This window comes from Desulfovulcanus ferrireducens (genome assembly GCF_018704065.1).
GTDB lineage: Bacteria > Desulfobacterota > Desulfovibrionia > Desulfovibrionales > Desulfonatronovibrionaceae > Desulfovulcanus > Desulfovulcanus ferrireducens.
This window is the reverse complement of sequence record NZ_JAGUQP010000025.1, coordinates 13,057-34,994: the sequence shown is the minus strand read 5'-3', so window position 1 is coordinate 34,994 and position 21,938 is coordinate 13,057. Positions and strand designations below refer to the sequence as shown.

Below are 21,938 nucleotides of genomic sequence, written 5' to 3'. Positions count from 1 at the left end.
GAAACCAGGACTTTCATTCAGCGGTTAAAATAGGGTTTGGCCATAGGCTCTTGAGCCATTGAGTTTTTAAGTTAATAAAATCGAGATAATCTCCGGAGGGGATTAGTTTCAGGTTTTTTGTAGGGAGGTTGTACTCATACATCCATGCCGTAATATTTGGGCCGTTCTCAAGTTTAACGCTAACTTTTTTTCTTTTATATTCATGTGGTTGAGGGTAATCTTTGGTACACCCCTCGTAAGCATCAAGCTTGTTTAAAACTTTTTCTGGCCTTCGCAAGAAGTACACTTCCCCAAGGACTCTACTTGCTGGGTCTTCAGTTAATACCGCTCCAGGATAGTGTTTAACCGCATATAGCTTGGCCTGCACATAGCCAAGACCAATAAAATCTGCATTATTAAGCAGAAAAGTATGCAGAGGATGCGCTACCTTTTGCCGCAAGGTTCCATATACAAAAAGATATTCCATTTGCTTTATTGGTCGACTGGGGTTTGGGGGTAAGCTTAAATGAAATTCCACTCAACATTGTCAGATAGGCGTGATGCAGGGCAAGTCACGAGCCGGGCACAATGATTTTGTCTCCTGGTTCAGGTAAAAAAACACGTATATCATTGTTGGCCTGCAGAATTTTTTTGATTTTTTGGCTATGTTTTCGGCGAACATCACGTTGCAGGTGGACAAGTGCCAGGGATTTGGCACAGGCCTCACGGGCAAAGTCCATGGCGTCATGCACGTTGTTGTGTCCAGGCACCATGTCCTCCAGGGTATATGCTTCGCAAATAACCAGGTCACACTTTTGGGCCAGGCAAAGGCACTCTTTTGTAGGTCTGCCGTCTCCAGAGTAAAAAATACTCCCATTGCCGGATGTTATTTTTATCCCGAGACAGTCTTGGGGATGTTTGGTAGGGGCAAAAGCCAGAGAAAATAAAGCCAAATCAACGTTTTTGTCGACCTTTGCCTCTATGAAAAGTACTGGGTAAGTAAGTTTTGGCCATAGAGATGGATAGGCAAGGCCTACGGAAGCTGTGACCAGGTCATCAATGCCGGGTTGGCCGATGATGGTCAGGGGCTTAGTCCTTTTGTGCTCATAAAATCTTAGCAAAAGTGCAGGCAGCCCAAAAAAATGGTCGCCATGAAAATGAGAAATCCAGATTGCGTCCAGAGTAAGCGGGTTCGGATTAACCTGCCAGTAAGCAGAAGCAGCAGTAAAGCCCAGGTCGAGTAACAGGCTGTAGGTATTATCTTCGGATTGGACCAAAATTGAAGTATTGGCCAAGTTTTCATCAAAGGCCTCGCCTACTCCGCAAAAGATGACTTTCATTTTTTCCTCCTGGACAGATTTTCAGGATAATCGTTTCTAATTAAAGGGTAAAAATTACGGATTAAGAATTAAGAATTAAGGATTAAGGTGTACGACCATCAAGGGAAATAACGGTCTTCCATGCCATAATTAGCTTTATCGCTGTCTAAATAAATTAGACTTCAAAAAGGCCGGTGTAAACATACGAGGGTAGCCTACTTGAACCACTCTCTAAAAGTTTAACATTTTGCTAACTTCTGCTTAATATTAATAATATCAATGCCCTCAAATTTTGCTCATACATTTCACTTATCCCTTAATCCTTAAACCTTATCCCTCAAAAATCCGCGCGTGTCTGCGGTTAAAATATTACCCTGAAGCTTTAAACTTGTTCTATTGACAATTTGTGTGTTAAAAGATTAGTTAGCTTTTTTCCAAAAAGCGAGAGTGGCGGAATTGGTAGACGCACTGGACTTAGGATCCAGCGGCTTGGTCCGTGGGGGTTCGACTCCCCCCTCTCGCACCACTAACAATATTTTTTGCCGTGAATTAGCCATGGTCTCGCTTGTGAGTGGCATTGCCTTTTGCGTACAAACAACCCTATAGCCAGCTTTGTGGCAAATTAAAAAGGAGGATAGGTTTTCCATGGATTATAAAGTTGAGGAGTTATCCTCAGTCAAGAGAAAAGTTAATGTACAGGTGCCAATTGAGGAAGTGAACGCTGCCATTGCTGCTACTGTTGCCTTGTACCGCAAGGATGCTGATATTAAAGGCTTTCGCAAAGGTAAAGTGCCCTCCTCAATTATTGAAGGTCGTTTCAAAAAGCAAATCTATAATGAAGCGACAACTGATTTAATCAATTTACACATCAATGAGATCTTAAATGAGATGAAACTGGTCCCTTTGTCCAGGATCGATGTTGATGCCAAAGAGCTGGTAAAGGGCCAGGAGTTTAATTATTCTTTTAGTTTTGAAGTTGCCCCGGAATTTGAGCTTCCTGAATATAAGGGTCTGGAAGTAGAGGAAGAAGAGGTTGAGGTAAATAAGGAAGAGGTAGAGGCAGTTATTCAACGTTTGAGAGAAAGACTCGCCGAATTTATTATTGTTGAAGAAGACCGTCATCCGAAAGAAGGCGATGCAGTGGTGATTGATTTTGAGGCCTATAAAGACGGGGAGCCAATAGAGGGAGTCAAGGCTGAAAATTTTCAAATGACTTTGGGCGAGGGTGGTGCCCTGCCTGAATTTGAAGAGATAGTCATGGGCTTGAAGCCGGGCCAGAGCGGCGAGGGCGAGGTCCAGTTGCCAGAAGATTTTATCAATAAAGAATTGGCCGGCCAGAAAGTGCTGATGAAAGTTACTCTGCATAATATAAAAGAAAAGAAGCTCCCGGACATAGATGATGAATTGGCTCAGAAGGCTGGCGGTTATGATTCTATTGAGAAGCTTAGAGAGGCAATTGAAAAGTCTTATGTGGCTACCAGGAAGGAGTTGACCAAGAGCGTGGCCCAGAAGAAGCTTCTGGATGAGTTGAAGGCAAAGGTTGATTTCGAATTGCCTGAGTCAATGGTGAAAAGCCATATTGACCAAAAGATTGCCGAGCTTAGGGATAAACTTGAGCGCCAGGGCAAAAGCTTCGATTCCCTGGGCAAGAGTATGGAAGAGCTGGAGAAGGAATTTCGCCCCGAAGCTGAAGAGATCGTAAAATCTCAAATATTTTTGTTGGCAGTGGCCCAAAAAGAAGAGTTGACTGTAAAGCCCGAGGAGCTGGATGCTCAATTACAAAAAATAGCTTATGCTACCGGGCAGGATTTTGCGACCCTGAAAAATTTCTATGAGCAGAACAATCTTATGATTGCTTTGAAAGATAAGGTTTTGGCTGATAAGGCCATGGAGCTGATTTACGAGAACGCCAAAATAAAATTGGTTCCGCCAGTCAAGGATGAAGAGGGGGAAGAGCCCTCTAAAGAAAGTGAATCTGAAGAATAATATCAACCGGGCAGGGTCTTTTGCCCTGTCCGGATTAACCTCTTCTGATACCTCCTTTTTCCTCAGTTCCCAGCCTTTTGATTTCCTTCATACCAGCTTTAAAATCAGGATTTTTTCTGTTATGATTTGGGTGTTTTTTATTCTGGCATTTGAGCTAAAATGATGTTAATTTCTTGACATAAAGTTAAAAAGCTAGAGAGATTCCTCTAGATCTCAAAAGAGAGTCGAACAAAAAAGGAGAAAATATGTCATATTATAATATCCCTATGGTTATTGAAACAACTGGCAGAGGTGAGCGGGCCTACGATATTTACTCAAGGCTGCTTAAAGACAGGATTATCCTTTTGGGTTCTCAAATCGATGACAATGTAGCCAATCTCATCTGTGCCCAGCTTTTATTTTTAGAATCAGACAATCCGGAAAAGGAAATAAATTTTTATATCAATTCCCCTGGTGGGTCTGTCACGGCGGGGATGGCTATTTATGATACCATGCAGTATATTTCATCCCCGGTAGCTACGTTGTGTCTGGGCCAGGCAGCGAGTATGGCTGCCCTGCTTTTGGCGGCCGGAGAAAAAGGGATGCGTTACGCTCTGCCCAATAGCCGTATTTTGATTCATCAACCCATGGGTGGATTTCAAGGTCAAGCCACAGATATTGATATTCAGGCCAGAGAGATTATTCGTCTTAAAGCTATCTTGAATAATATCTTGTCCAAGCATACGGGGATGGATGTGGCCAAGGTGGAAAAGGATACCGAACGTGATTATTTTATGAGCGCTACCGAGGCCAAAGAGTATGGAATCGTGGATCATGTCCTGACTTCGAGGGCCGAGATAGAGAATTTAGACACTCAAAAGTCAAAAAGCTAAGGGCTCAATGTGGCTGATTGAAAGTCTTGGTTTCTGGACTATATAATGCTGTCCCTTTTGATTGTCCTGTCCGTAAGGCAAACAGGGGCAGGTGTGATGTTTTTAAATCTTAACGAGGTGAGTTATGGCGGACGAGAAAAAGCCTTATCTTTATGATTTATGTTGTTCATTTTGCGGGAAAGGCCAGGAAGAAGTAGAGCGTTTAATTGCCGGGCCTGATGTATATATTTGCAATGAGTGTGTGGCCCTGTGCGAGGAAATTATTGCCCAGGACAACATTAAGGAAGACCTGGAGGACGGAGAAATTCTGCCTCCGGCTGAAATCAAAAAGGCACTTGATGATTACGTTATTGGCCAGGATGAAGCCAAAAAGGTTCTTTCTGTTGCTGTTTATAACCATTATAAGAGGATTCAATATGCCAGTCTTAAAAGCGATGACGTGGAACTGGACAAGAGTAATATACTTCTAGTCGGGCCTACTGGTTCGGGAAAAACCCTCTTGGCCCAGACTCTGGCCAGGATTCTCAAGGTTCCCTTTGCCATTGCCGATGCTACCACTTTGACTGAGGCCGGTTATGTGGGTGAAGACGTGGAAAACATTTTGGTCCAATTGGTCCAAAATGCCGACTATGACCTGGAGGCAGCCTCGAAAGGTATCATATATATAGATGAAATAGACAAGATTGCGCGTAAGGCCGATAGTCCATCCATTACCAGGGATGTCTCAGGAGAAGGTGTCCAGCAGGCCTTGTTGAAGATCATTGAGGGTACCGAAGCCAATATCCCACCCAAGGGAGGGCGTAAGCATCCTCAACAGGAATATATTCGGATAGATACCTCCAATATCCTGTTTATCCTCGGAGGAGCTTTTATTGGCTTGGAAAATATTATCCAGCAGCGCTTGCAAGGAAGCGCCATGGGCTTTGGCGCCAAGATCAGCAATAAAAAGAAGATGAGCTCGGATGAGCTTTTAAAACAGGTTCATCCGGAAGATTTAGTCAAGTTTGGCCTTATTCCCGAATTTATAGGCCGTATTCCTGTGATTACCTCTTTGCAGGAACTTTCAGAAGAGGATCTGGTTCGCATTCTGACTGAGCCCAAAAATGCATTGGTTAAACAGTATAAAAAAATGTTTGAACTTGACAATGTGCGGTTAAAGTTTACTAAAAACGCATTAAAAGCTATTGCCAGAAAGGCCTTGGAGAGAAAAACAGGAGCCCGCGGTTTAAGAAATGTTATGGAAACAATCATGCTTGATATCATGTATAAGATACCATCCATGAAAGGTGTGCGTGAATGTTTGGTCAACAAAGCCGTTGTAGAGAATAACCTGGAACCTTTGATTTTCTATGACCAGGAAGTAAAATCAGCCTAGAAGGGGGCGGGTATTGCCCGCTCCTCTCTAACCGTTTATTTGTTTACCACTCCTGTTTCATCTCCTTTGAATCCACTATAAAATTTTAAGCTCCAAATGGAGGGAGAATGGATCAAGTTAATAATTTTGATCAAGATAATAGTCCCGAAGAAATTTTTTTGCCGTTGATGACCCTTAGAGAAGTTGTCATGTTCCCGGGGAGCATTGTTCCCTTGTTTGTGGGGCGTGAGAAGTCTATTAAGGCCATTGAGTCAGCTCTGGCTGATTATGATAAGAAGATTTTTTTAGTCGCTCAAAAAGATCCTAAAATTGAGAAACCCAGCAAGGATGATCTTTTTGCCTGCGGGTGTGTGAGCAGGGTTCTCCAGATGTTCAGGCTCCCGGATGGAACAATCAAAGTCTTGTTCGAGGGGTTGTACAGGGCACGCATAGAGCTTGAAGAAGTAGATTTCTCATCCCGAGTTCCCCTGGTGCGGGTTATTGCTCTTCAGGATATAGAGGTGGACGATTTAGAGGCTGAGGCCCTGGTGCGGGCCACGCATGAGGCCATTGAAGAATATGGCAGGATTAATGCCAAAATGGCCAAAGAAACAATATTGTCCATGTCTTCCATCAATCAGCCGGGGCCATTGGCCGATGCTTTGATGCCTCACTTGAAGCTGGATTTTCAGAAAAAACAAGAGGTCCTTGAAGAGATAGACCCTAACAAACGTTTGGAAAAGGCCTATGCTTATTTACAAGGGGAAATAGAGGTCTTTTCTCTTGAGAAAAAGATCAAGACCAGGGTCAAAAAGCAGATGGAGAAAAATCAGAGAGAATATTATCTTTCTGAGCAGTTAAAGGCCATTCACAAAGAAATGGGTCGAGAAACCGATCCTAAGGCTGAATTGGATGAACTGGAAGAGAAGGTTAAGAAGAAGAATATGCCAGAGGCTGCCAAGGAAAAGGCCCTCGAGGAGATCAAGAAACTCCGTATGATGCCCTCCAATTCGGCCGAATATACAGTTGTACACAATTATGTGGACTGGATTCTGGCCTTGCCCTGGAACGAGCTGAAAAAAACAGAAATCGATATTAGGTCAGCAGAAAAGGTTCTCAATGAAGATCATTTTGGCCTGGAAAAGCCCAAGGAGAGGATCCTGGAATATCTAGCAGTACAAAGCCTAGTGGACAAGATCAAAGGACCTATTCTTTGTCTTGTGGGACCGCCGGGAGTAGGTAAAACATCTTTGGCCAAGTCCGTGGCCCGTGCCATGCAAAGGGATTTTGTCCGTTTGTCGTTGGGAGGGGTGCGCGACGAGGCAGAAATAAGAGGACACCGCCGGACCTATGTTGGTGCTTTGCCAGGCAAGATTATTCAAAGCCTTAAACGCACCAAATACAACAATCCAGTCTTCTGCCTGGACGAAATAGATAAGATGAGCACTGATTTTCGGGGCGATCCATCTGCTGCCCTGCTTGAGGTTCTGGACCCGGAGCAAAACTATGCCTTTAATGATCATTATCTGGATTTGGATTACGATCTCTCCAATATCTTTTTTATAACCACGGCCAACAGCCTTCATTCCATACCTCTGCCTTTGCAGGATAGAATGGAAATAATAAAACTTCCAGGATATCTGGAGACGGAAAAAAAGGAAATAGCCAGGCATTTCTTGTGGCCGAAGCAGTTAAAGCAGCACGGATTAACCAAAGACAATGTTTTTATTTCAGACGGAGCTATCCTGGAGATTATTCGTCGTTATACCAGAGAGGCAGGGGTGCGGAACCTGGAGCGGGAAATTGCTTCCATCTGCCGCAAGGTAGCAAAAAGATTAGTGCAGGGTGGGGATGTGAGCAAAAAGGTTCAGGTCAGCAAATCTAATATAGGCACTTATCTCGGGGTGCCCAAGGTGCGCCATGGAGAAAGGGAAGAAAAGCCTTTGGTCGGCGTGACCACTGGATTGGCCTGGACAGAGGTCGGCGGGGAACTTCTCCTTGTGGAAGTGGCCTTGATGCCGGGTACAGGTAAGGTTGAGATTACCGGGAAACTTGGCGAGGTGATGCAAGAAAGCGCCAGGGCAGCCCTCAGTTATGTCCGTTCAAGATCGGATATGTTCGGACTTAGACCTGACTTTTACAAGGAGATAGATATCCATGTCCATGTACCGGAAGGTGCAACTCCTAAAGACGGTCCGTCAGCTGGTATAACCTTGGCTACCAGTCTGGTTTCAGCCCTTTTGAATTTACCGGTGCGCAACGATTTGGCCATGACCGGCGAGATTACTCTTCGCGGGCGGGTACTACCTATAGGTGGACTAAGAGAAAAACTGTTGGCCGCGCGACGGGCTATGATTTCTGAAGTCATAATTCCGGAAGACAATGAGCGTGAACTGAAAGAAGTACCAGAAAATGTGCTCAAGGGGCTAAAAATTACCAAAGTAAGGCATATGGACGAAGTTCTTCCGCAAGCCCTGCTGGGTACGACACCTGACCACCTGTTTTGCGGTCGGGAGAATATTTTCCCCCTGGCACAGAAGCTGCTCAAAGAGGAATTTAGAACCCAGGCACAATAGGGGATAGCAATTATACGGTTTTTTGGTAAAGGCCGGAATTCTCGGCCTTTATTTTTGCGTGATAGATTGCCTGTAACTATTCTGACGAAGAAAAAGGGCTGTCTACTTTGCGTCTATGATCAAACCCTTTTTCGAGGTCGAGTTTTATAATTTTTTTTCAATTCTGATTTCTTTCACGCTGGACCCATCTATAGCTTGCTTGCGGGCAGAGCATCATGGGGCATTTAGGGTAAATGGATATTCTTTTTATTGTCGATAGTTATGGTAAACAGTCCCATATATTTAGCTTTGTCATCCCGATGTTCTGCTTATCCGCAAGCTAAGCTCAAGATGGGTTTCCCAGTCCTTTGCAATGCATTCAGAAAACAAGGATTTTTAATCTGGTAGTCAAAATGGTTTTTGGCTACAGGCTATCTTATTTTTTAGATCATATGTTTCACGGATTTAGGTTTTTACCTATAAAAAGGAGGAGAATGAAATGCTGTCCAAAACCATGGAAAAGGCTTTGAACGAACAAGTCAATGCTGAATTGTACTCTAGCTATCTCTATCTTTCCATGTCAGCCTACTTTCAAAACCTTAATTTGAGCGGATTTGCATCATGGATGAAGGCCCAGGCCCAGGAAGAGCTGTTCCATGCCATGAAATTCTATAATTATGTCTATGAACGGGGTGGGAAAGTGGTCCTTCAGGCTATTGCGGCCCCGCCGACAGAGTGGGAATCCCCTTTGGCTGCCTTTGAAGCAGCTCTGGCTCATGAGCAGAAAGTTACTGGTTTGATTAATGATTTGGTCAATTTAGCTATTGAAGAGAAAGATCATGCTACCAATAATTTTTTACAGTGGTTTGTTAGTGAACAGGTAGAGGAAGAAGATAGCGTGGGTGAGGTGGTGAATAAGATCAAACTCATTGGCCAAGCCAGCGGTGGGTTGTTTATGCTCGATCGAGATTTAGCTCAGAGGACCTTTACCATGCCACAGGATAATGAGAAGAAGTAGAACAAATCCCGGAGGCCGTCGGACTTTGCCAAACTTGCTTGTGTATGAAATGTTTAACTTTGTCTGTCCTAAATGTCATTGACTGTTTTGAGTTGGATTTTTTCTGATTTACATTTTATCTACACTGTCTACACGAGGATCGAAGTTGAATCGTTTGTGGGTAAAATTAAAAAGATATCTCAGGTACTGGTATTTAAAAATTGTTAGGATCAAGGCCCCACCCCATTCAACTGCTTTAGGCTTAGCCGTGGGCGTTTTTGTAGGTTGTTTACCTGTTATACCTTTTCAGACCGTAGTGGCTCTAAGCCTGGCCTTTGTTTTCAAGTGTAATAAAATAGCGGCTGCCCTGGGGACCTGGGTGTCCAATCCGGTGAATGTCCCTTTTTTTTATTATGGTCTGTATGTAGTCGGTAAGTTTCTCGTGCCCATAAGTGATGTATGCTATGACCCAAATCAACTGGCTCTGGCGGATATGCTCAAACTGGGCTGGGACCTAGTGGTGGTTATGATGGTTGGAGGGGTGGTTGTGGGAATTCCAGCAAGCCTGGTCACCTATTTTATGTCTTTGCGCTTTATCAGAATGTATCATGACCGACGTGCAGAGAGAAGGCGCCTTAAAAGGTTAAAGAGAATATGACCAGGTGCAGACCGAAAAAGAGCTTGGGCCAAAATTTTTTAGTAGATAAGAATACTGCCCGAAAAATAGTTCACCAATTGGCACTGCGCCCTGAAGATACTGTGCTGGAAATTGGTCCGGGCCAGGGAGCCCTGACTCAGCTTATTCATGGTCAGGTAGAGGAGTTCATTGCTTTAGAGAAAGATTGGCAATTGGCTTCAGAACTGAAAAAGAAGTGGCCAGACCTAGACCTAATAAATGGAGATGCTCTTTTATTTTATTGGGCCAAACTTAAAAAAGTAAGGCAACTCAAAATTATTGGCAACCTGCCTTATAATGTTGCTTCGCCGATAATGTGGGACCTTTTTAGCCAGCTGCCTACATTTAAGCGGGCCGTATTTATGGTTCAGAAGGAAGTGGGCTTAAGACTTGTGGCCAGGCCAAAAAATAAGACTTATGGAGCATTGTCTGTGTGGGTACAAAATTTTGTCCGCCCGCAAATTTTATTTTTTGTTGGCCCTAATGTATTTTTCCCCAGACCCAAGGTGGATTCGGCTGTTCTTAGCTTTGAGCCCAAAAAAGAGGTTATGGGTAGAGTCCAGGCCCAAAAACTGTCACGGACAGTCAAGTTACTCTTTCAATTTAGACGTAAGCAGCTTGGTCGGATATTGAGAACATATTGGAATGAAAGGATAAAATTTTGGTTTGAAGAGCATGAGATAAGTCCTAGATTTCGACCCGAGGACCTTTCCCCAGAGCAAATTAGAAGTTTGGCCCAGGTTATTTTTTAATTTTTAAGCATTAATTTTTATAAATAGTCTTGACTAAAGCCCAGAAATTTTGTTTCTGCCTATTGTTTGCCTGTAAAAATTGATAAAGCACAAGTTCATTAGTTTACCTGGGGGGCATAATTTGTAGATATATTTTAAATTGGGGTAAACTTTTATAAAATTTGGCTTCGAGAATTTACTTGGCCAAATGGACAAATTAAGGAGGAAGACTGTAATGACAAAAGCTGAATTAGTTTCTAAGATTGCGGAGAAAACAGGGTTGACCAAAGCTGATTCCGAAAAGGCGTTGAATGCATTTTTAGGCGCTGTTGAGGAGACGTTGGTTAAAGAAGGAAAGTTGACCCTGACGGGTTTTGGAACTTTTGTTGTAGAGGAGAGAAAAGAGCGGACTGGACGCAACCCTCGCACAGGTGAAGAGATTAAGATACCTGCGTGTAAAGTTGTTAAATTTAGGCCCGGTAAGCTTCTCAAGGAGGCGGTAAAATAAAAATTTTTTAGGAGGCCCAAAATGTTGCATGGCGAAACTGTTCACAGTATGCTTCCCCAGGATCTTCCATGGTGGAGGCCTGATCACGCTATTTTTTTTGGAGTTCTTTACGCTGTAATCTTGGTTATTGGCAGTGGCTTGGGAGTAGTTTTCTTTAAATCTTTGTGTGAAACCCTGGCAGAGAAGCGAAAAAGTCAATAACAAAATAGACGACGGGAGTTTGAAGGTAATTAGAAAAAAGAAAGAGGAGCCCTAGGGCCCTCTTTTTTTTCTTGCCAAAAAAAGAAAAAGAGGCTATAGATAATAATTTGCTTCTTTGGCGATTGTTTATATTCTCTTTAAGGAGGTGAGGTTTGTGCCAGGAGTTGTCTTAGGGGAGAATGATAATTTTGATCTGGCCTTGCGTAAGTTTAAAAAACAAGTCGAGAAGGCTGGCATTCTCTCTGAACTAAAAAAGAGGCAGCACTATGAAAAGCCTAGTGTGCAGAGAAAAAAGAAAGAGGCTGCTGCCAGAAAAAGATTGATGAAAAAATTACGTAAAATGAATCTTCTTTAAATGAAACTGGTTAAAAAGTTAGATCAAGACTTTGTGGCTGCTTATAAGGCCAAAGATGAGATTAAAGTGGCTGTCTTGCGTATGGTCAAGGCAGCCATTAAGAATAAGCAGGTGGAATTGGGCAGAGAGTTAAAAGACGAAGAGGTCCATGCTCTTCTGAGTAAGGAGGCCAAGCAGCGTCAGGATGCCATTGTCCAATTTCAAAAAGCTGGTCGTGCAGATTTAACAGAAAAAGAAAAGAAAGAGTTGGAGATTCTTCAACACTATCTACCTACGCCCTTAACTCTTCAAGAGTTGTCCTCGATTGTTGATGAAACCATAAAAGAGCTTGATGCCCAAGGGATGCAGCATATGGGCCAAGTAATGCGGACTATCATGAGCAAATATGCCGGCCGTGTTGACGGTAAAGAGCTCAGTCAAATGGTCCGTGAAAAACTTTCGTAAAATTACTCTCCTTAAATATGGAATCCAGGACAATAAACATGCTGGAGTTAAACAAAGTCCTCCAGCATTTGAGTCAGGAAGCTGTTTCTGTCCCGGGACAGGAAAAGTGCCTGCAACTTGCTCCGCTTCATGATATCCAGGACATAAATAGGCAAAGCAGGCTTTTGGGCCAGGCTATCAAATGGCAGAAAGAAGCCAGGTTTGAGTTGGATTTTTTTCCGGACCTGGACTCAATTTTTGATTATTTGAAAAGACCTGAAGCCATTCTAGCCTGGGAAGGCTTGTGGGCCGTTTTGGAAACTCTAAGGGCGGGTCACAAAGCATGGCAACGTTTTTCCGGGCTTAATTCCAAAATATATCCTGATTTGTATAAATTAGGTGAAAAAATTTCCTGGCCGCAGAAACTTTGGTCTGGTTTGCGCCGTTGTCTTGGCCAGGATGGTAATTTGCGTGATGAGAGTTCGCCAGGGCTTTTGTCCGTGCGTCAAGAAATCCGTTCCATTCACGAGCAGTGTACCAAAAAAGTGGGGCGTTATCTGCAAGATAGCGACCTTCTTCATTTTCTTCAAGACGAGTTTTTAACTATTTCTTCAGATCGCTATGTCCTAGCTTTAAAGAGCAACTTCAAGGGACGGCTTGAGGGGATCATCCACGATTATTCTCAGACCGGCGAAACTTGCTATTTTGAGCCTCTGTTTTTGGTCGAGCTAAATAATCGTCTGCAAAGCCTAAAACAAGAAGAGAAAAAAGAAGAAGAGCAGGTTTTTGCTTATTTGTCTGGTCTTGTCCGGCAGGAGCAAGAACAGCTTTCAACTTTATATGCCTGGTTGGTCGAGCTGGATGTGCTTCTGGCAAAATGCAAGTTGGCAGATAAAATTTCAGGTCTGGCTCAAGAGATGAATAGTGATGGTTTATTGTCCTTGAACCAGGCCAGACATCCTCTTTTAGCTCTGCGCGGACAACGTGTTGTGCCTGTAGATCTTAAATTAAATCCTGACCAGAAGGCACTGATTATCACCGGAGGCAATTCAGGCGGGAAAACCGTATGTCTTAAAACCTTGGGGCTTATTGCCCTCATGGTTAAGTCTGGACTTCCTGTGCCTTTAAAAGAGGGGAGTCTCATTCCTTATTGGGAGAAGATTTTTGTTCTTATAGGTGATGAGCAAAGCTTGGAGACCAATCTAAGTACTTTTACAGCTCAAATCGAGCACTTTGCCCGATTTTATCCCCACGTGGATGACAGGAGCCTGGTAATTTTAGATGAGTTTGGCGTGGGCACAGATCCGACGCAGGGTGCTGCTCTGGCTCAGGCAGTTGTTGACGGTCTACTAGAAAAAAAGGCCTGGGTGGCCCTGGCCACACATTTTCCGGCTTTAAAAATGTATGGTCTGACCAGAGAGGGGGTCAGGGTTGCATCGGTTCTATTTGACCCAGAGACCAACAAACCTCTTTTTAAGCTGGCTTATGATCAGGTGGGCGCTAGCCAGGCCCTGCAAGTGGCACGCGAGTATGGCTTGGCCGAAGAAATTTTAACCCGGGCAGAAGAATACCTGCTTGTTGCCGGAGGGGATCAGGGCCAGATTTTTGATCGCCTTAACGAATTGGCAGTGAGCAAGGAAAAGGAAATTGAAAAATTAAAAAAGAGGCAGCAGGAACTGGAAGAGAAATATGCCAGGGCATTAAAGCGGATTGAGCAGGAAAAAGAGAGGTTGAGTTTAGAATTAAAGCAAGCTGCGCAAGAGATTATCAGGCAGTGGAAGGAACAGAAGATTAGCCGCAAAAAGGCCCTGAAAGAGATGGCCAAGTTGCGGGAAAGACTTGCGCCAAGGAGGGAAGAGCGGGAAACCAAGAAGTTTTCCTGGGAAGATGTTGAGGTAGGCCAGAATTATATCTACCTGCCCTGGGGCAAAAAAGGACGGGTGGATGCTAAAGACAGCAAAAAAGAGCAGATAAAAATTGATCTGGGCGGGATTGCCTTATGGGTTAAACTTGATGATCTTGGGCCTATAGAGGAACGGGTTGGTGACAAGCAGCAAGGAGTGGGCTTTAAGTTTAAAAAAACAACCTCTTATCTGCCTATTAAATTGGATCTACGGGGGAAAAGAGTAGAAGATGCCTTGATTGAATTGGGAAAGTTTCTGGATCAAGCCATATTATCCGGGCGCAAAGAGTTAGAAATTATCCACGGCAAGGGGACAGGAGCTTTAAAGAAGGCAGTGCAGGATTATTTGCGTGGGATTTCCGGGGTAAAAAAAGTAACCTTCGCTCCTGCCGACCAGGGTGGCGAAGGGGTAACATTGGTAGAGTTGGTGTGAAGCGTTCAAGGTTCAACGTTCAATGTTAGCTTATTTCAGGAGTGATAGCATAAGCGTCTGGCAATCAAGGTTAATGTGTTTATTGCTACTAAATTACCTTTAGAGCTTGTAGCCAAACTTTTTATCAACTTAATTTCCATGTTTTATTCTAGTCTTGGTTTCTTTCATGCTGGTACAAAGACTTGGACCCATCTAAAACTTGCTTGCGGACAGAGCATAATGGGATATTTTGTGTAAACAACTATTCTTTTATTATCGATAGTGATGGTGAACATCGCAAAGTATTTAGCCCCATTCATCCCGATGCTCTGTTTTTCCGCAAGCTTCATTAAGATTGGGTTACCCAAGCCGTTTGTAATGCATTTCAGAAACCAAGACTTTCATTCAGCGGTTAAAATAGGGTTTGGCCACAGGCTCTTTATCAACAAAACAAAACCCTTAAACGTAGAACCTTGAACTTTGAACATTGAACAAAAAATGATTGATGACCAGGTCATAGCTGAAATTAAGCAGCAGCTTGAGATTGTTGAATTAATTGGGCGTTATGTCAATTTGCGGCCAGCCGGAAGCAGGTGGGTGGGCCCGTGCCCTTTTCATCAAGAGACCAAGCCGTCCTTTACTGTAAACCCTGATGAAGGTTTTTTTTATTGTTTCGGTTGCCAGGCTGCCGGGGATGTCATCCATTTTTATCAGAAAATAAACGGACTGGAGTTTAAGGAAGCGGTTATTGAGCTGGCACAGGAAGCCGGAATAAGGCTTGAGGAGAGCCGGACCCCATATAAGCAAAAAGATAAAACAAAAAGAAGGCTTTGTCTGGAGCTTAACTCCCTGGCCTATACTTATTTTAAAGATAATTTATGGTCTAAAAAGGGGAAAATGGCCAGAGATTACTTGGTCGAGCGGCAAGTCAGCCAGGATATGATTCAAAAGTTCGGTCTTGGATTCAGCCCTGATGACTGGCATGGCCTTGAAAATCATCTTAAATCTCTTGGCTATACCCCGGAGCAAGGCGTGGATGCCGGACTTTTGAGCCAAAATAATCAAGGGCGTATCTATGACCGCTTCCGTGGTCGTCTAATTTTCCCCATATTTAATCTCTCCGGGCAGGTAGTGGCCTTTGGAGGGCGGGTTATTCGGGAAGGAGACCCGAAATATTTAAACAGTAGTGAAACCCTCATCTATAAGAAAGGTGAGCATTTATACGGGTTATATCAAGCCAGACGGTCTATTAGTCAGAAGCAAGAGGTATTGCTTACCGAAGGCTATATGGATGTTATAGTCCTTCATCAATATGGGTTTACCAATTCCTGTGCAGTCTTGGGCACTGCACTCACTGAGACGCAGGTCAAAAGGCTGGGAGGATTGACCGGGAGCGTTGTGCTCTTGTTTGATGGTGATCAGGCCGGAGCCCAGGCAGCCTTGCGTAGTGCGCAAATGGTTTTAAGTCAGGGCCTAAGATGTAAGGTGGTCCAGTTCCCGGCGGGCGAGGATGCGGATAGTTTGCTCACAAAGTATGGTCCAAAAAGTCTTGATGAATTGCTAGGTAAAGCTCGCGATGGTCTTGATTTTTGCTTAACAATGATTAGTTTGCACAAGTCTCCCAAAGAAATTCTGGCCTGGGCCAGAGATTTTCTTTTGAACTTAAGAGATATTTCATGGCGAGCCTATTATATTCCCAAGATTGCCCAGAGCTTGAAGCTCTCGGAGACGGAACTGCGCCAAAGTATACCGGAGGTGCAAGGTAACAAGCACAAGGCACAAACATCGGGTGTAGGCCAGAAGTTAAAGGTGGGGCGAAACTCAAGAGATAAAGAGATTTTGACTTTTGCTATTTGTTTTCCTGAGTATGTCCCCATTTTAGATGAAAAGAATATGCCACATTATTTTAAATCAGACTGGGCCAGAGATTTGTGGGAAAAATTGGTTCGCTATGATACCGATCAGATATTGTCCCAGCTTGATGAGGAGCAAAAAACTTTTTTTGTACACAGCAAAATGCAGCAAGATCTCCTAGCTGAAAGCAAAGAGGTTATACTGCAAGAGTATTTGGATTTTTTAAGCAGGGAAAATAAAAGACTCACTAAAAAAAACCTTACACTAGCTCTGGAGCGGGCCCAAAAAAATGGTGATCAGCAAGAGATCCGCCGGATTTTAACTCTTTTGCGAGGGGAAATCCACTCGTAATTTGTGAGAGGTAATGTGTGTAATTTTGTTTAACCAAGCCGTATCAAAATACACCCGCATAGGAGAGGGGGCAAATGAGTAGTATAAAAGATGTACAACAAATTAAAGCGCTTATAGCTGAAGGTAAGAAAAAGGGATTTTTGACCTTTGATGAGTTAAACAAGGCTTTGCCGGCAGAGGTGAATAGTCCTGAACAGATAGAAGAGATTATCACTATCTTTGACCAATTGGATATAACTATTGTTGATGCCAAGGCTGGCAAGCCCATATCGGTAGTACCGGAAGATACCAGCGATATTGCTGAGGGGCCAGTTGATATAAGTGAAACGGAAGACGTCTTGGATACCACTACAAGGAGTAGTGATCCTGTACGAATGTACCTGCGTGAGATGGGCGCGGTTGGTCTTTTGGACCGCGATGGAGAAGTATTTATTGCTAAAAAAATTGAAGCCGGTGAGTTGGAAGTACTTTATGCTTTGGTAGAAGTTCCAGTGGTAGTAGAAGAATTGATAAAAGTGGGTGAGGATTTAAAGAAAGATAAGATTAAGCTTAAAGACGTAGTTAAGACTATTGAAGAGGATGATCCTACTGAAGAAGAGATGAATCAAAAGCAGAGGGTCATCAGGTTGTTAGAAGAAGTAAAGGCCATCTACAAGAAGAAAAAGAATATCTATACTAAACTAGATGAATGCGCTCGTCTTGATCGCCGCGTCTATGGTGTTCAGAAAAGAATTTTAGAGTATAAGGACGAAATCGTTCAGCGGTTGCGGAGTATCAAGCTGGAAAAGACCCTGATCGATAGGCTTATTGAGAATGTGGAAGATTATGTACGACAGATGCATAATTGTCAGCGTGATGTTAGTGCGTATATTCTTTCTCTAGGCAAGAGTCAGGATGAGATTTTTGATTTATTCCAGAAGTTGGAAAGGCGGGAGATCAACCCTGTTGCTGTGGCTGATGAATTGAATATGACCGTGGAGGAGCTTTTTTCCTTCAAGGAAATGATTTATGGTAAAATGGAAATCCTCCAGCGCTTAGAAGAAAAGTGTATGCACAATGTGAATGACCTGGAAGAAGTGCTGTGGAGAATCAAGAAGGGCAATAGTGATGCATTGAAGGCCAAACAGGAACTTATTCGAGCAAATTTACGTCTGGTGGTAAGTATTGCTAAGAAATATACTAACAGGGGACTGCAATTTTTGGATTTGATCCAGGAAGGTAATATTGGTCTGATGAAGGCAGTGGATAAATTTGAGTATCAGCGCGGTTACAAGTTTTCAACCTATGCCACTTGGTGGATCAGACAGGCAATTACCAGGGCCATTGCCGACCAGGCCCGGACTATCCGTATTCCTGTACATATGATCGAGACCATAAACAAACTGGTTCGTACTTCCAGGTACTTAGTTCAGGAGTTAGGCCGGGATCCGACCCCTGAGGAGATTGCCGAGAGGATGGACTATCCTCTGGAAAAGGTGAAAAAGGTGCTGAAAATAGCCAAAGAACCTATATCCCTCGAGACTCCTATTGGGGATGAGGAGGATAGTAGCCTGGGCGATTTTATTGAAGATAAAAAGGCCGTGGCTCCGGCCGAAGAAGTGGTCAATACTAAACTTTCTGAGCTCATTGATAAGGTACTTTCTGAGCTTACCCCAAGAGAAGAACAGGTGCTCAGGAAGCGCTTTGGCCTAGGTGAAAAATCCGACCATACTCTGGAAGAGGTGGGTAAACTATTCAATGTAACCAGGGAAAGAATCAGGCAAATTGAGGCCAAGGCCTTGCGTAAACTAAGACATCCTGTGCGTAGTGCTTGTTTAAAATCTTACTATGAAAGCTGATTTGGTTATTGGTTCGATTGGTTGAGTAGTTGAGTGGAAGGTTAAAAGGTTTTTGACAGGGCTAAGGGTTAAAAAAACTTACGCCTTGAGGCCTTTTCCTTTCACTCAACTTTCGGAGTTAATTTACGAACGCATTTTCTGGGGGTGCTAACAAGGACTTGGACACATCTACTCCGGTTGAATACTGGCAAGCCAGCCCAGCTTCGCTGCCCTCGCAATGACGAACTCGCTCCTGTCATTGCGAGGGCAGCGAAGCAATCTCAAAGTTTGAACTACAAAAAAATCGCTCAATTTAAATTATAGATAGTTATGGCAAGTAGCACCAGGTATCTGTCTTTGTCACACCGATGCTCTGTTTTTCCTCAAGCTTCGCCAAGATATGTTACCCAACCCATTTGTAATGCATTTCAGAAAATGTGTTCTTCAAAAATGATGTAATGTCAATGAGTTGAACAAGTCAGAGTTGAGTCAGGAAGTTATTCATGTCGACAGGACAGAGCCGAATTTTCAGGTGTATTTTTCTGGGCTGTCTTCTTGTTGCCTTCTTGCTTTCTGCTTTTTCGGTCCATGCTGTTGACTGGCAGGTCAGAGTTAAACGGGTTCTGGATGGTGATACTCTGATTCTAGAGAGTGGAGAGAAGGTACGTCTTCAAGGAATTGATGCTCCGGAAATCGGGCATGGTGGTGCACCTAGCCAATACTTTGCTCGTGAAGCTAAAAGAGAGTTGCTCCGTTTGGTTCAAGGGCAGACACTGATAATTAAAACCGAGGAAATTTCTGTTGACAGATATGGGCGAATTCTGGCCCATGTTTACTTGCCTACCAAGGAAAGTTTAAATTATTTGCTGGTTGAGAAGGGGCTGGCTTTTTGTTTTTTTTACAAAGGTCAGAATGAGCACAAATTTCCTCACCTTTTGGCTGCGCAAAGGCGAGCCATGGATGCCAGACAAGGATTTTGGGCCAGGATTTTGACTATGGATGCGGCCAGGAAAGCATATCTCGGCAATAAAAGGTCTAAGCGCTTTCATAGACTGAGCTGTGATTTTGGTCAGAGAGTTTCTTCCAAAAATAAGATTTTATTTTCTAGTTTAAAAGAGGCATTTTATGCTGGTTTTGCCCCTTGTCGAACCTGTACGCCATGGCCTATGGAAAAGTGATGTAATTGCTAACTGGTTGAGTTTGAGAACTCGTTTTAATTATTAAACTCAACTACAGGTTAAGTTATTAAACTCTAAATTTTGCGCGGAGTCCGTGTGAAATATTTAACGTAAAACCCCGGGAGGTAAAAATGGATGGTTGGGTAGAGGTAGCTACTTTTGAGAAAGAAGATAGTAAATTTGAAATGGAGAAGAAACGGATTGAGGAGTTGGCCTTGGATGTGGGGCTTATGCCGGAAAAGGTAATCAAAGTGCAGGAAGAAAACAAGCTAACTATTCTGATTCATCCTGTATTTTATGATTATTTTCAAGGATAACCCTAACTTTAAAAATGCAGATGTTTAACCTGGATTTTATTTGTACCCAAGCAGACCCCTGGCAGTACTGGCCATTTGGAGAGGGGTTTACCGGAGGGTGGTTATTAACTCTGTCAAAATTTGTCTTTATTGGGGTAATTCTTGCCCTTATAATGGGCTTTTTGCGTTTTTTATTTGGTCCCGGAGGCCCTCTCAGGGATAAAGAAATGGAGCGCGAGGCTGAGGAAGAGCGCAAAAGGACTCAGGAAGCTGTGGATATTTTGCGCAAAAGGCTGGCCAAAGGTGAGATAACTGAGGAGGAATTTGAGCGCAAGAAGTGGTATTTGGAGCGCTGACATGGGGAAACGGAGAAGCAGCATACTTAAGATGGCAAGTTTTCATGATTATTTTTCACTCCTGGTTTCTATCATGTTGGTACAAAGACTTGGACCTGTTCTCAAAACTTGCTTGCGGACAGAGCATAATGGGATATTTGGGGTAACCAAATATTCTTTTAATTATACCTAAGTTGAGCGATTTTCAGTCAATGGGTGAGATTGCCACGGACAGCTTCGCTGCCCTCGCAATGACGAACTCGCCCCTGTCATTGCGAGGGCAGCGAAGCAATCTCAAAGTTTGAACTGCAAAAAAATCACTCAATTTAAACTGTCGATAGTTATGGTCAATCTCGCAAAATATTTAGTTTTCACCCCTATGCTCTGTTCTTCCGCAAGCTTCTCTAAGATGGGTTACCTAAGCCATTTGTAATGCATTTGAGAAACCAAGACTTTCAATCAGCGCTTATAAAATAGGGTTTGGCTACAGACTCAAAAGAGATAGTGATGGAGTTTGCTAAATATAAGCTGTGGTTTAAGGAGTATGTGCATAAGTTTTACAGTAAAAATGAACAGGATCAGGAAAATATCCGCTTAAAAGAAGAGCACTCATATAGGGTGCTTAAAAATGCTCAGGCTATTGCACATGATGAGGGCTTAAATTCCAGACTTTATTTTTTGACTAGTTTGGCTGCCCTGTTTCACGATATAGGTCGGTTTGAGCAGTACTCCCGATTCAAGACCTTTAACGACAAATTGTCCGTTGATCATGCCCGCCTCGGTAATGAGATCCTAAAAAGAGAAGAAATCTTAAATAACTTGTCTTTTAAAGAAGCACGCAATGTCCTCATTGCAGTGCTTTTGCACAACCGCCTAAGTCTTCCGCTAAAATTGCCGCCTAACCTATTGACGATCTCACAGATAGTCCGGGATGCAGACAAACTAGATATTTTCCCGGTTGTACTTTCCTATGTTCAGCCGGGGGGGAAAGAAAACAGGGTGGTCACCTTGGGGTTGAGAGATGAACCAGAGGCCTTTAGTGTAAAGGTATTAGAGCAGGTCCAGCAAGGAAGATTGGCCAATTACACGGATATGGTCTATATTAATGATTTTAAGCTTCTTCTTCTCTCCTGGGTGTTTGATTTAAACTTTGCCTTTACGTGCCGGGAGGTACTGGCTAAAGGCTATGTGCATAGTTTGATCGAACTTTTGCCTCAGACTGACCTAATTACTCGCTTAAAGGAAGATTTGATTAGCTATTTATCAGGGAAAATAAAGGCTAAAACCGAATGCATCTGTTAGTTGGTGTTCTGATCACGTCATTCTGAGCGAAGCGAAGAATCTCGTGCAGCCGCTCTGAGATTATTTAGTTGGTCGGTTTTACGCTCCCTTAGAATAACGAGAAATTAAGCAATAATTTAGTTGAGTAGTTGAGTGGTTGAGTGGGGAGAGTAAGGTGAATAGGGTAGAGATGGATGATATGAAAATACTTTTGAGACTTTAGAAGCTTGGCCAATCCAGACGGAGTAGAGTGGATATGGAAGAATCAGTGCAAATAGAGCCTGTGGCCGTACTTTTTTATCAACTTAATTTTCATGGTTTATTCTAGTCTTGGTTTCTTTCATGCTGGTACAAAGACTTGGACCTGTTCTCAAAACTTGCTCGCGGACAGAGCATAAAGGGATATTTTGGGTAAAGAAATATTCTTTTAATTATACCTAAGTTGAGCGATTTTCAGTGAATGGGTGAGAGATTGCCACGGACAGCTTCGCTGCCCTCGCAATGACAATCTCGCCCCTGTCATTGCGAGTGGAACAAAGTGTAGCGAAGCAATCT

At 43.3% G+C, this 21,938-nt stretch carries 20 protein-coding genes and 1 tRNA gene; 19 read left to right on the top strand and 2 right to left on the bottom strand.

All coding sequences use genetic code 11. From position 1 onward, the window contains the following. Positions 1-13 precede the first annotated feature (13 nt). Positions 14-466, bottom strand: coding sequence for a gamma-glutamylcyclotransferase family protein (locus tag KFV02_RS09185; RefSeq protein ID WP_252381252.1), 453 nt, complete (start codon positions 464-466; stop codon positions 14-16). 85 nt (positions 467-551) lie between these two features. Beyond that, on the bottom strand, positions 552-1,319 hold the full coding sequence (locus tag KFV02_RS09180) for an MBL fold metallo-hydrolase (protein WP_252381251.1): 768 nt from the start codon (positions 1,317-1,319) through the stop codon (positions 552-554). 420 nt (positions 1,320-1,739) lie between these two features. Here KFV02_RS09180 and KFV02_RS09175 point away from each other — a divergent pair. The 19 genes from KFV02_RS09175 to KFV02_RS09085 all read left to right on the top strand — a co-directional run bounded on the left by KFV02_RS09175 (position 1,740) and on the right by KFV02_RS09085 (position 21,404). Beyond that, positions 1,740-1,824 (top strand) — tRNA-Leu (locus KFV02_RS09175). Between the two features lie 119 nt (positions 1,825-1,943). Continuing rightward, positions 1,944-3,284, top strand: coding sequence for a trigger factor (gene tig, locus KFV02_RS09170; protein WP_252381250.1), 1,341 nt, complete (start codon positions 1,944-1,946; stop codon positions 3,282-3,284). 200 nt (positions 3,285-3,484) lie between these two features. After that, positions 3,485-4,156 carry an ATP-dependent Clp endopeptidase proteolytic subunit ClpP gene (gene clpP / locus KFV02_RS09165; RefSeq protein WP_353617329.1) on the top strand — a complete coding sequence of 224 codons (672 nt, stop codon included), beginning with the start codon at positions 3,485-3,487 and terminating at the stop codon, positions 4,154-4,156. Positions 4,157-4,280: 124 nt separating this feature from the next. Next, the gene (clpX, locus tag KFV02_RS09160; RefSeq protein WP_252381248.1) at positions 4,281-5,531 is read left to right on the top strand and encodes an ATP-dependent Clp protease ATP-binding subunit ClpX; all 1,251 of its coding nucleotides are present in this window, start codon (positions 4,281-4,283) and stop codon (positions 5,529-5,531) included. Positions 5,532-5,638: 107 nt separating this feature from the next. Then, complete coding sequence (gene lon / locus KFV02_RS09155) at positions 5,639-8,086, top strand: endopeptidase La (RefSeq protein WP_252381247.1); 2,448 nt, start codon at positions 5,639-5,641, stop codon at positions 8,084-8,086. A gap of 478 nt (positions 8,087-8,564) precedes the next feature. Beyond that, the gene (locus tag KFV02_RS09150; RefSeq protein WP_252381246.1) at positions 8,565-9,083 is read left to right on the top strand and encodes a ferritin; all 519 of its coding nucleotides are present in this window, start codon (positions 8,565-8,567) and stop codon (positions 9,081-9,083) included. A gap of 145 nt (positions 9,084-9,228) precedes the next feature. Next, positions 9,229-9,720: a DUF2062 domain-containing protein gene (locus tag KFV02_RS09145; protein WP_252381245.1), complete on the top strand. Its 492-nt coding sequence runs from the start codon at positions 9,229-9,231 to the stop codon at positions 9,718-9,720. After that, a complete protein-coding gene (gene rsmA / locus KFV02_RS09140) occupies positions 9,717-10,490 on the top strand; it encodes a 16S rRNA (adenine(1518)-N(6)/adenine(1519)-N(6))-dimethyltransferase RsmA (protein ID WP_252381244.1) in 774 nt (257 codons plus the stop codon). The genes KFV02_RS09145 and rsmA overlap by 4 nt, the downstream gene beginning before the upstream one ends. A gap of 214 nt (positions 10,491-10,704) precedes the next feature. Beyond that, positions 10,705-10,977, top strand: a complete 273-nt coding sequence (locus KFV02_RS09135; protein ID WP_252381243.1) for an HU family DNA-binding protein — start codon at positions 10,705-10,707, stop codon at positions 10,975-10,977. A gap of 21 nt (positions 10,978-10,998) precedes the next feature. Next, positions 10,999-11,178, top strand: coding sequence for a hypothetical protein (locus tag KFV02_RS09130; RefSeq protein ID WP_252381242.1), 180 nt, complete (start codon positions 10,999-11,001; stop codon positions 11,176-11,178). 154 nt (positions 11,179-11,332) lie between these two features. Continuing rightward, positions 11,333-11,533: a 30S ribosomal protein S21 gene (gene rpsU / locus KFV02_RS09125; protein ID WP_252381241.1), complete on the top strand. Its 201-nt coding sequence runs from the start codon at positions 11,333-11,335 to the stop codon at positions 11,531-11,533. Next, positions 11,534-11,977 carry a GatB/YqeY domain-containing protein gene (locus KFV02_RS09120; protein WP_252381240.1) on the top strand — a complete coding sequence of 148 codons (444 nt, stop codon included), beginning with the start codon at positions 11,534-11,536 and terminating at the stop codon, positions 11,975-11,977. A gap of 17 nt (positions 11,978-11,994) precedes the next feature. Next, positions 11,995-14,292 (top strand): endonuclease MutS2, encoded by a 2,298-nt coding sequence (locus tag KFV02_RS09115; RefSeq protein ID WP_289510133.1) that lies wholly within the window; start codon positions 11,995-11,997, stop codon positions 14,290-14,292. 459 nt (positions 14,293-14,751) lie between these two features. Continuing rightward, positions 14,752-16,476: a DNA primase gene (dnaG, locus tag KFV02_RS09110; protein WP_252381238.1), complete on the top strand. Its 1,725-nt coding sequence runs from the start codon at positions 14,752-14,754 to the stop codon at positions 16,474-16,476. Between the two features lie 74 nt (positions 16,477-16,550). Continuing rightward, a complete protein-coding gene (rpoD, locus tag KFV02_RS09105) occupies positions 16,551-18,314 on the top strand; it encodes an RNA polymerase sigma factor RpoD (protein WP_252381237.1) in 1,764 nt (587 codons plus the stop codon). Positions 18,315-18,796: 482 nt separating this feature from the next. Beyond that, positions 18,797-19,471 carry a thermonuclease family protein gene (locus KFV02_RS09100; RefSeq protein ID WP_252381236.1) on the top strand — a complete coding sequence of 225 codons (675 nt, stop codon included), beginning with the start codon at positions 18,797-18,799 and terminating at the stop codon, positions 19,469-19,471. A gap of 131 nt (positions 19,472-19,602) precedes the next feature. Then, positions 19,603-19,788, top strand: a complete 186-nt coding sequence (locus KFV02_RS09095; RefSeq protein WP_252381235.1) for a hypothetical protein — start codon at positions 19,603-19,605, stop codon at positions 19,786-19,788. A gap of 14 nt (positions 19,789-19,802) precedes the next feature. Beyond that, positions 19,803-20,123: an SHOCT domain-containing protein gene (locus KFV02_RS09090; protein ID WP_252381234.1), complete on the top strand. Its 321-nt coding sequence runs from the start codon at positions 19,803-19,805 to the stop codon at positions 20,121-20,123. Between the two features lie 486 nt (positions 20,124-20,609). Further along, positions 20,610-21,404 carry an HD domain-containing protein gene (locus KFV02_RS09085; RefSeq protein WP_252381233.1) on the top strand — a complete coding sequence of 265 codons (795 nt, stop codon included), beginning with the start codon at positions 20,610-20,612 and terminating at the stop codon, positions 21,402-21,404. Positions 21,405-21,938 lie beyond the last annotated feature (534 nt).